The sequence below is a fragment of the Actomonas spartinae genome (assembly GCF_051209155.1).
GTDB lineage: Bacteria > Verrucomicrobiota > Verrucomicrobiia > Opitutales > Opitutaceae > Actomonas.
In genome coordinates this window covers 1119051-1128680 of the sequence record NZ_JBPJGB010000001.1, presented here as the reverse complement: position 1 = coordinate 1128680, position 9630 = coordinate 1119051, and the positions used below count along the sequence as shown (strand labels likewise).

Below are 9630 nucleotides of genomic sequence, written 5' to 3'. Positions count from 1 at the left end.
TGAGCGACGGTGTCGCCCCCTATGTCTTCCCCGGCTGACGACAACTCCACCTCTCGCCAGACCTCGACCGGCATCCTGCTGGCACTGGTCCTTATTGCCAGCATCTGGTGGTTTTTCGGGACCGCGTTCTACGATCGGGTGATCCCGTTCTACGACAGCCTCACTTACCAGGAAGGTTATCGAAACATCGCCTCCATCGCCCAAGCGGAAGGGATCTCAAGCGCGTTCACCCGGGCTTGGACCGAAAACGGTAACAACGTCATCCTGCACAAACTTTTCGCGGCGATCGCCGGCCCGGTCCTGCCGGAGCCCCGGGAGGGCATGTTCGTTTACCTCTTCGCGATTCATCTTCTGGCTGGTTGGTCACTGTTCTCAACCGTGCGGCGCCTGTGCCAAAGTCCCGCGCCCGCCTGCTGGGCCCTCGCCACGTGGCTGGCCACCGTTCCTTTTGGCCTGTTGCGCGATGGTATTGGGGACCAACGCCTGGATCTGGTGACCGGCGCGTTCTACCTGCTCATCGCAACCCAGGGCCTGCGCTGGTTGGAGCGCCCCACCGTCGGCACCGCCGCCATCACCGGACTCATCGCCGCCCTCGCCGCCCTGCATCGCCCGCTGCTGGTCCCAACCCTCGCGCTGGTCGGTCTGCTCCTCGCGGTCGTAGCGTTCGCACGACATCGCCAGCGCGCGAAACAATGGGGCCTGCAGGGTCTTGCCGCCGCCGCCCCCGTGCTGGTGCTCACCACCCCCTGGGTGCTGCGACACCTGTCAGCCCTGCAACACTACTACCTCGATTTTGGACCGGATGTCGCCAACGCCGCTTTCGCCGAGTCCGCCCGTTTCAATCTATCCGCCTTCGCCACCTCCTTCGGCTGGGCGGCCGGCGCGGTGCTGCTGCTCGGCATGGTTTTCAGTGTTCGCCTCCAGCCCCGCCCTCGTATCCAAGTCTTTGCGACGGTGCTGGCTCTCGGCGCCCTGCCCCTGCTCACCTTGGTCGCATTCCGCACCACCGGGAACGTCTTCGTGCAACAAACGAGCCTGTTCATCCCCGCGCTGCTGTTCGCCGCATTCCCGTCCTCGAAACCCAACGCGAAGGCGCACATCCGGATGGCAGGCGGGGCCCTCGCGCTGGTCATCGCGTTGCTGCCATTCCGCCTGCACCGCGCCCTGGCTCAGGAACGCCCGGGCGCGCGCGCCGAAATTGTCCACGTGGTGACGACGATCGCGGACCTCGACAGCGACGCGCGGGTCACCGGTTTCCATGACCTGCCCGCCAGTGTGGCGGCCATGATGCCCGTCGCACGGGCGGAAGGCCTGGCCTTGAGCGCCGGCTCGATGCCTTTTTACCCGCAGGACTTTGGTCTCTCCAGCGACGCGGCCGACGACGTTTCCAGTGAAGCCGCGCGCCAGGCCGTTCGCACGACCCTGCAGCGCCTCGCGCGGGAAAACGATTTCGTCCTGCTCCCCACGGCCGACACCGCTTTTCGACTCTGGGTCGGTTTGTATTCGCACCGGCTGCTGCCGCTCATTCGCGCGGAGCTCGAGCAGGATCCCGGTTTCGAGCACATCACTCGCGTGGGCCCGGTGAACGAAGTTTACTTCGACCTCTACCGGATCAAGTGAGCTCGTAACGACCGTCGGTGCGCTTCGCGAGACGGCGCTGGAGTTCCAGCATCATCAGCGCCGTGCTCACCTCGCTGATGCCCAGGCTGGTGAGACCGGTCAACTCATCCGGACTCAACTGCGCGCCGCCGGCGAAGCAGGCCATGACCCTTTCCTCCGTCGGTGACATCGGCGGGCCATCATCCACCGGCAACTCTCCCTGCCCGGGGATGGGCTGCGGTTTGAGCCCATCCAGAAAACTGAACTCGGCGAGGATATCATCCACGCACGTGACCAACGTCGCGCCATCGCGAATGAGTTGGTGGCAACCCGCGCTCGTCGGCTGGTCGATGCGTCCCGGCACCGCAAAAAGTTGCCGCCCCTGCTCTCCGGCGAAGCGCGCTGTGATCATCGAACCGCCGGCGACATCGGATTCGATCACCAGCACGCCCTGCGACATACCGGCGACAATGCGGTTGCGCATGGCAAAGGACTGTCGGTCGGCCCGGCGCCCAAACGGAAACTCGCTCACCACCGCGCCATTTGCCGCCGTCTTCCGGTAGAGGTCGAGATTCTCCGGCGGGTAGATAATGTCCATGCCGGTGCCGAGCACGCCAACGGTCGGGCCACCCGCCTCCAGCGCCCCTTCGTGCGCATGGGTATCGATGCCCCGGGCGAGCCCGCTGACGATGGTGAACCCGGCCCGCGTGAGCTCGGCCGCCAAGGTGCGCGCCACCTTCTGACCATAGAGCGTCGTCTTGCGGCTGCCCACGATCGCAAAGCCCGGCCGCTCAAACGTGTAATCTCCACGCTGATACAATCCGATCGGCGGATCATAGATCTCGCGCAGCGCCGCCGGATAATGCGCGTCCACGCAGGTCACAAACTTCGCCTTCGCCTTGGCGATGCGGGCCTCCTCCCGGGCCAGGTCAAAATGCTGCTCCCAGCCAGTGATGGTCGCGCTGGTTTTGGCGCCGACGCCCTTCACCTGTTCGAGCGATATGGCGCTGGCGGCGAGCACGGCGCAGGGGTCTTCGCCAAAAGCCTCCAAGAGACGTCGCAAGTTCACCGGCCCGATATTGGGCAGCGCGTTGAGCACCAAAAAGGCCTGATCTTTTGAAAGGCTCACGATCCGATCTCCTCGCGCAGAACACGATTCAGGTGCGCAATGATCTCAGTGGTGCACACAGCCACCTCGCCTCGTTCCCGCGCCAGCGATCGCGCCGCCAGCCCCTGCCAAACCACCGCTCGCGCCGCTGCCACCACGCGATCGTCCGGGTCGCCCGCCAGCAGTCCGCCAGTCAGTCCCGCCAGGATGTCGCCACTGCCACCGCGCGCGAGCACCGGCCCACCGTCGATGCCGTGATAATCCACGCCGTCGTGTCGAAGGCGCGTGATGGGGCCCTTCAACACGAACGTCGACCGGGCAGTGTCGACCGCCGACTCGATGCGCGCCCATTCGCCGGCGTGTGGCGTGAGGATTCGAGGCGCCGAGCCGAGCGCCACGAGTTCCGGCTGCAAGGCATCGGCATCCAGCACCAGCGGCACTTCCGCCCCGCGAATGAGTTCGGCCACCAGCGTCTGCGTCTCGGGTTCTCGACCCAATCCCGGCCCGATGACCATCGCTTGAGCGCGGCGGAGTTTGTCGCGAATCGCGAGTCCACTTTCCATCGCGATGCCACCATCGGGCGTTTCCGGGCACCCCATCCACATGGCCTCGGGCCACCGCGCCGCCATCGCCGGGGCGATCGATTCCGGCACACAAGCGGAGACCAATCCCGCGCCGCTGTGCAGTGCCGCCGCCACACTCATTGCCACCGCGCCCGGGTAGGATCGGGACCCGCCGACGATCACCACATGGCCAAAATGCCGTTTGTCCGAGCGGGCGGGACGGAGCCGGCGCAGAGGCGCCAGAACTTCGTGGGTCAGCACCCGTCGCTCCCCCGGCGAAGGATCATGGAAAAATCCGAGGTCCAGATAGCGCAGTCGTCCCGCATTGACGCAGTCGAGCAGCGGTGTCTTGAGGATGCCCGTCGCGTAGGTCACGTCGGCGCGAAATGCTCCCGAGTCGTCCAGCCCGCTCGGCAGATCGACCGCCGCCCTCACCGCCACGTCCACTTGCGACGCGGCATCGATCCAGGCCAAGGCAGGCCCGGGCAAGGGCGGGCGGAACTGAAAACCAAACACGCCATCGAGCACGGCAGCATACGCTCCATCAATTTGTTCGCGGCGCACCGGCCGCACCCGCCCCTGACCGCCGGCTTCCTGCAGTCTCCGCCACGCCGCTTGCGCCAGCGGACGCAATGGGGCCTGACCGAAAACAAATCCAACTTCGACCTGCCAACGGGAGTGGGGGGAGACCAACAGTTCCGCCGCGGCCAACATGGCGTCGCCGCCGTTGTGTCCTTTGCCCACCAGCAGCAAGAGTCGCCCTCCCCTCACCGACCTTCCGGCGACCTGCAAATCCTCGCGCAATGCCTCCGCGACGGCGCGGCCAGCCGCCTGCATGGCCGGCCATTCGCGGGTCTCGTCCCCGGCGAACAGCTCCCGTTCAAACGCCGCCGACGCGGCGCAATCCAAGATCGGGTGCGTGCCGGCGAGGTAGGTCATCCCTACTCTCCGCCGGGCGGACGGGGCACGGTGTTGAACTCCACCGGACTTGGCTTGGCCGGGGGCGGCGGCGCCTTGTCGGGATTGGCTTGGATGTAACGCTTGGCGCGTTGTTCCGCCGTTTCGGTGAAGAGGATGGGGCTGTTTTCCGGCCCATAACCCGGGATCGGCAAACGCGAGAACGCCGGGATGGCGCGGAAGTAATCGGCGTCCGGCAGACGGATGATTTCGAAGTGATCGCTGAAGCTCAGCGTCGCACTGTTCCACACCGCGATCTCGGTGCGGTCATCGGTCCAGAACGCCCATTCCCGGAGCCCGGCGAACAGGTCCTGCACGATCTCAATGCTCGGCTTGCCGCCCTGGCTGAGCGGATTATCGGCCGGCGGCTCGGGTGGCGGGCGCGGCCGTTCCACCGGGACTTCGGCGATCACCGACTCTGTCGGCTCCGACTCCTCCTGGCCACTTTCGAAAAACCACATCGTGAGCACCCCGAAGACAAAACCCAACAGCACCCACGAAGGGGTCTGCGACGGTTTGGTGGGGTTGTCGGAATCGTTTTCGAGACTCATGGCGAAGGGGGTTTCAAAATAGCCGCCACCGCCATCGCGGCGGTTTCAGTGTGGGACAGGGACACCAACACATGGGAACCCCCCACCTGTTGCAACAACGCCTGCCCCTGCGCGTCCAAACGCACCAGCGGTTCGTGGCGCGCGCCATGATAGACGGAGACGGACTTCCACCCGAGCTCCGCGCCGATGCCGGTGGTGAAGCACTTGCTCACGGCCTCCTTGGCCGCGAAACGGGCAGCGTAGTGCTTGTGCGGATGCTTCATCCCATCGCAATACGCTCGCTCTTCGTCGGTAAACACGCGGCTGAGGAAACGCTCACCCTGCCGCTCCAACACGCCGCGGATTCGGTCGACTTCGATGAGGTCGCAGCCGAGGCCGAGGAGAATGCCACCTGGGGGAAGGTCGATCATGGGACTGCCCACGGAATACACAGAACCGGCGGAAGAAAAACCGATTTTCCGGGTTTTCCGGCACGGCGCCGATCGCCGCCCGTTCAGGTGTTCAGTCGCGTGCGCATCTCCCGCACGGCTTCATCGATACCGGTAAAAAGCGCGCGGCTGATGATACTGTGGCCGATGTTGCACTCGTGCAGGTGCGGCAGCCTGCGCATCTCGGCGACGTTGACGTAGTTGATGCCGTGGCCGGCGTTGACCGTCAGGCCCAGCGCGTGCGCCTGCTCGGCGCCGCGCACCAGGCGCGTCCATTCGGCGGTGCGCCGATCCTCCACGTAGTAAGCGTTCGCCCAAGAACCGGTGTGCAACTCGATGCAGGGCGCACCGAGTTCGGCCGCGAGCGCGATCTGCGGTTCGTCGGGATCGATGAATAGGCTCACCGTCACACCGATTTCGCCCATGGCATCAATGATCGCCTTCACGCGGTCGCGTTGACCGACCACATCGAGCCCCCCCTCGGTGGTGATTTCGGCCCGGTTCTCCGGCACCAGGCAAACCGAGTCGGGCTTCAGCTTGCGCGCGATTTCGGTCATCTCCGCGGTGCAGGCCATCTCAAGATTGAGCCGCGTGGCGATCGCCTCCCGGAGCCGCCAGACATCGGCATCGATGATGTGCCGACGGTCTTCGCGCAAATGCACCGTGATGCCGTCGGCGCCGGATCGCTCGGCCTGGACGGCCAGGGCGACGGGATCGGGTTCGACGGCAGGTTCCGCCCCGGCCGGCACCGCCCGATAACGGGCCTGCCGCACGGTGGCGCAGTGATCGATGTTGAGACCGAGGAGAATCATGGCGGACAAGCAGTGAGGTGATAACGGACGCTCCCCGCAAGATTGCACCCCTTCCGGCTTTCCTGAGGCGGAGTAAAGCGCCTTGATGCTTCCCCATGCCGCCGCCCGCCAAACGCGAGAACCTCCTCGTCAACCTTCTCTTCAACATCGCCGTGCCGTCGCTGTTGCTCGCCAAAGCCAGCACACCGGATCGGCTGGGGCCAGTCTGGGGTCTCGTCATCGCCCTCGCTTTCCCGCTCGGCTACGGCATCTGGGATTTCGTCCAGCGCAAGCAGGCCAACTTCATCTCCATCCTGGGCTTCGCCAGCGTGCTCCTCACCGGTGGACTCGGCCTGACTGAAGCCGACCGCTTCTGGTTTGCGGTGAAAGAGGCCACGGTGCCAGGGCTCATCGGTCTCGCGGTGTGGGCCTCGATGTTCACGTCGCGTCCCTTGGTGCGCCAATTCATGTTCAACGATCAGGTGCTCGATGTGGGCAAAATTGAAACCGCGCTGGCGGAGCGCGACCGCCAAGCCGAGTTCGACGCCCTACTCAAGTCGTCCACCTATCTGCTGGTCCTGTCCTTCATCCTTAGCTCCATCCTCAACTTCGTGCTCGCGCGGTGGTTGCTGCAAAGCCCAACCGGCACCCCGGAGTTCAACGCCGAGCTGGGTAAGATGAACGCGCTGAGTTGGCCCGTGATCGTGGTGCCCACCATGGTCATCACGATGTTCGCGCTGTGGCGTCTCGTCACCGGCATCACCCGCCTGACCGACCTCAAGTTCGAGGAGATGCTGCACGCCGAGCACCAAAAGTGATGCGCACCAAAAAAAAGAGTAAGTGTGCGGCACCATTCTGCTTTCACGACCGCATGTAATTTGAATCAACTTTCTCATGCTCCGACGTTCCTTCTCGTCCCGCCGCGCGTTCACCCTCGTCGAAATCATGATTGTCGTCGTCATCATCGGCCTGCTGGCCGCGATGGCTATTCCGGCATTTTCCCGGGTGCGCGAAAAGTCGCGCCACACCACGCTCGCCAACGACATCCGGGCCTTTGCCGCCGCTTTTGACACGTATGCGCTGGAGAACGGAGGCTTCCCCCCGGACGTGGGCATCGGCGTGCTCCCGCCTGAGATGCTGAATGGCAACAGCACGCTCGACCGCGACGCCTTTACCGCCACCACCCCGATTGGCGGCAGCTACGATTGGGATTATAACGCCTTCGGGATCCACGCGGCCGTATCGGTCGCCGATGCAACGATCTCAACGGAGGAACTCACCCGCTTCGACGCCGAGTTCGACGACGGCGACCTGACCACCGGCCTGTTTCGCGGCAACACCGGACGCTACTCCTACATCCTGCAGATGTGAGGTTTGCATTGCGGAGCTGCGCTATCGGCCCAGCCAGCGGAACAGCTCCAAGCGCAGGTCGGCCACATCCCATTGTTTGGGGCGCACCACCAAGCGATAGCTGACTTCCCACACTTCGCCCGGTTCCAGTTGCACCGGCTGGTCACCCAGCAAGGCCGCCACGACTTCGCGACGATCGCGATCCACTTGCCACGCGTGCGGCCCCAAAGTGCTGCGCGGATCCGCGACCAGCCCAATCGATCCCGGATGCCGGGCCGACGGATAAAGCTCCGTGCCAAAACCCCCGGCCAACACCAACCCGGCCGAGGGCTCGGTTTCATCATACCGACCAACGAGCGGAACCTCGACGAGGTCCAGCGGCTCGTTCCCACCGGCCAACGGCAGGTGCAACCCGGCCCGAAGGTCGGGCCCGTCTGCCAACCAGGCTCCCACCTCTCCGGCCGTGAAATGACCGGTCCAGTCGACCGTGTATTTGCCGTTGCGACCCACCGCGGAAAAAACGAGGTCGCGATACTCGGCCAGGTCGCGCCGCCCAGTCGGGTGCACATAGTCAATGCGCTGGCGCACGACCGCGCCGCCGTCGGGCAGCACCTCCACCCGCGGCGCCGTCCACTCCACCTGCGGCACGGCATCGTTGATCCGCGGCCAACCAAATCGTGCGCCCGGCTCCCGCAACAAAGGCGCACCACCCGGGATGCGCAGGTGGGTCAAAGTCGGCGCCGCAACCGACGCGGCATCGAAGGCCACGCGCCAAACCCAATTACCGTCTTCGCGCCAACCGATCTGGGTGTCGTCCTGTTGGAGTTGTCCGGCCATCGCGATGAGATCGCACAAAAAACCGCCGCGGGCAAACCGCGGCGGTGAGAGAATGGCAATCGGAGTGGAGGTCCCAGCTCAGCTCGCCGGCACGTCGCGCGGCACCGGACCCACGTAGATCTGGCGCGGGCGATTGATCTTCGACTTCGGATTGGACGCGACCTCGTGCCATTGCGCGATCCAGCCCGGCATGCGACCGATGGCGAACATCACGGTGAACATTTCCACCGGGATCTTGAGCGCGTTCATGATGAGGCCGGAGTAGAAATCGACGTTCGGGTAGAGCTTGCGCGAGATGAAGTAGTCGTCGTTCAAGGCCGCCTGTTCGAGGTGACGGGCAATGTCGAGCAGCGGGTCATCGGTGATACCGAGGCTCTCGAGCGCCTTGTCGAAGCTGCCTTTGATGATCTTGGCGCGCGGGTCGTAGTTCTTGTAGACGCGGTGACCGAAGCCCATGAGGCGGGTTTTGCCGTTCTTGGCATCTTCGATGAACTTGGAGCCGTCGTCGCCCGCGGCGTGGATGGCATTGAGCATCTCCAACACGGCCTGATTGGCGCCGCCGTGGAGGGGGCCCCAGAGCGCGTTCACACCGGCAGCGGCCGAGGCGAAGAGGTTGGCGCCGGCGGAAGCAACCATGCGCACGGTCGAAGTGGAGCAGTTTTGCTCGTGCTCGGCATGGAGGAGCAGGAAGAGGTTGATGGCGTGGGCGACTTCAGGGGTGGCGACATACTCGTCGTAGGGCACCGTGAACATGAGGTGCAGGAAGTTCTCAGCGTAACCGAGATCCTTGCGCGGGTAATTCAGCGGCAGACCGTTGTTCACCCGGTATGTGTGGGCGGCAATGGTGCGGACTTTGGAGAGAGCGATAGCCGCGGCTTCGTCGAAATGCTCGAGGTCCCGCTTGTGGTTGTTGGAAGCGATGTGCGGGTAGTAGGCGCCCAGCGCGTTGAGCGACGATGAAAGCACCGCCATCGGGTGGGCATCGCGCGGGAAATTCTGAATGAAGCGCTCCATCCCGGCGCGCAGCGGTGCCTGCTCGGTCAACGCGGCGGAGAAACGGGCGCGTTGCTCCGGCGTGGGCAGTTCGCCGTAGATGACGAGGTAGGCGACGTCGACGAACTTGCAGTGCTCGGAGAGCTGCTCGATCGGGTAACCGCGGTAGCGCAGGATGCCCTTTTCGCCGTCGATGTAAGTGATTTCGCTCTGGCACGAGCCGGTGTTGCCGAAGCCTTCATCGTAGGTGATGTAGCCGGTCGTGGCGCGCAATTTGCGCACGTCGACCGCCTTCTCACCCTCCGAGCCCACGATTACGGGCAGTTCGAGCTCCTGGTCGTCAATCTTGAGGGTCGCGGTCTTCTCCATAAGGCGGAAAACGAAAAGCATCTTCCGCCTCCTTGCAAAGCAAAGACCGAACCAAAGTTGCGTCATTCGGGCAACATTAGGCAG

Annotated in this window: 10 protein-coding genes; 3 read left to right on the top strand and 7 right to left on the bottom strand. The window is 64.5% G+C overall.

Going from position 1 to position 9630, the window contains the following annotated elements; genetic code table 11:
- Nucleotides 1-21: 21 nt before the first annotated feature.
- A complete protein-coding gene (locus AC0MRV_RS04640) occupies nucleotides 22-1620 on the top strand; it encodes a hypothetical protein (protein ID WP_472763263.1) in 1599 nt (532 codons plus the stop codon).
- Here the strand turns inward: AC0MRV_RS04640 and dprA are convergent.
- The 5 genes from dprA to AC0MRV_RS04615 all read right to left on the bottom strand — a co-directional run bounded on the left by dprA (nucleotide 1613) and on the right by AC0MRV_RS04615 (nucleotide 6018).
- Nucleotides 1613-2728, bottom strand: coding sequence for a DNA-processing protein DprA (gene dprA, locus AC0MRV_RS04635; RefSeq protein WP_472763262.1), 1116 nt, complete (start codon nucleotides 2726-2728; stop codon nucleotides 1613-1615). The genes AC0MRV_RS04640 and dprA overlap by 8 nt on opposite strands.
- Nucleotides 2725-4209 carry an NAD(P)H-hydrate dehydratase gene (locus AC0MRV_RS04630; protein ID WP_472763261.1) on the bottom strand — a complete coding sequence of 495 codons (1485 nt, stop codon included), beginning with the start codon at nucleotides 4207-4209 and terminating at the stop codon, nucleotides 2725-2727. The genes dprA and AC0MRV_RS04630 overlap by 4 nt, the downstream gene beginning before the upstream one ends.
- A gap of 2 nt (nucleotides 4210-4211) precedes the next feature.
- A complete protein-coding gene (locus AC0MRV_RS04625) occupies nucleotides 4212-4778 on the bottom strand; it encodes a hypothetical protein (RefSeq protein ID WP_472763260.1) in 567 nt (188 codons plus the stop codon).
- Entirely contained in the window at nucleotides 4775-5188 is a 414-nt protein-coding gene (gene acpS, locus AC0MRV_RS04620) for a holo-ACP synthase (RefSeq protein ID WP_472763259.1), read from the bottom strand. The genes AC0MRV_RS04625 and acpS overlap by 4 nt, the downstream gene beginning before the upstream one ends.
- Before the next feature lie 83 nt (nucleotides 5189-5271).
- On the bottom strand, nucleotides 5272-6018 hold the full coding sequence (locus AC0MRV_RS04615) for a pyridoxine 5'-phosphate synthase (protein WP_472763258.1): 747 nt from the start codon (nucleotides 6016-6018) through the stop codon (nucleotides 5272-5274).
- Between the two features lie 95 nt (nucleotides 6019-6113).
- On the opposite strand from AC0MRV_RS04615, the gene AC0MRV_RS04610 reads away from it, so the two are divergent.
- Nucleotides 6114-6815, top strand: a complete 702-nt coding sequence (locus AC0MRV_RS04610) for a VC0807 family protein (RefSeq protein WP_472763257.1) — start codon at nucleotides 6114-6116, stop codon at nucleotides 6813-6815.
- Between the two features lie 76 nt (nucleotides 6816-6891).
- Entirely contained in the window at nucleotides 6892-7368 is a 477-nt protein-coding gene (locus AC0MRV_RS04605) for a type II secretion system protein (RefSeq protein WP_472763256.1), read from the top strand.
- A 21-nt stretch (nucleotides 7369-7389) separates the two neighbouring features.
- Here the strand turns inward: AC0MRV_RS04605 and AC0MRV_RS04600 are convergent, their stop codons facing one another.
- Both AC0MRV_RS04600 and AC0MRV_RS04595 read right to left on the bottom strand, forming a co-directional pair.
- Nucleotides 7390-8184 carry a hypothetical protein gene (locus tag AC0MRV_RS04600; protein ID WP_472763255.1) on the bottom strand — a complete coding sequence of 265 codons (795 nt, stop codon included), beginning with the start codon at nucleotides 8182-8184 and terminating at the stop codon, nucleotides 7390-7392.
- Nucleotides 8185-8262: 78 nt separating this feature from the next.
- A complete protein-coding gene (locus AC0MRV_RS04595; RefSeq protein WP_472763254.1) occupies nucleotides 8263-9546 on the bottom strand; it encodes a citrate synthase in 1284 nt (427 codons plus the stop codon).
- Nucleotides 9547-9630 lie beyond the last annotated feature (84 nt).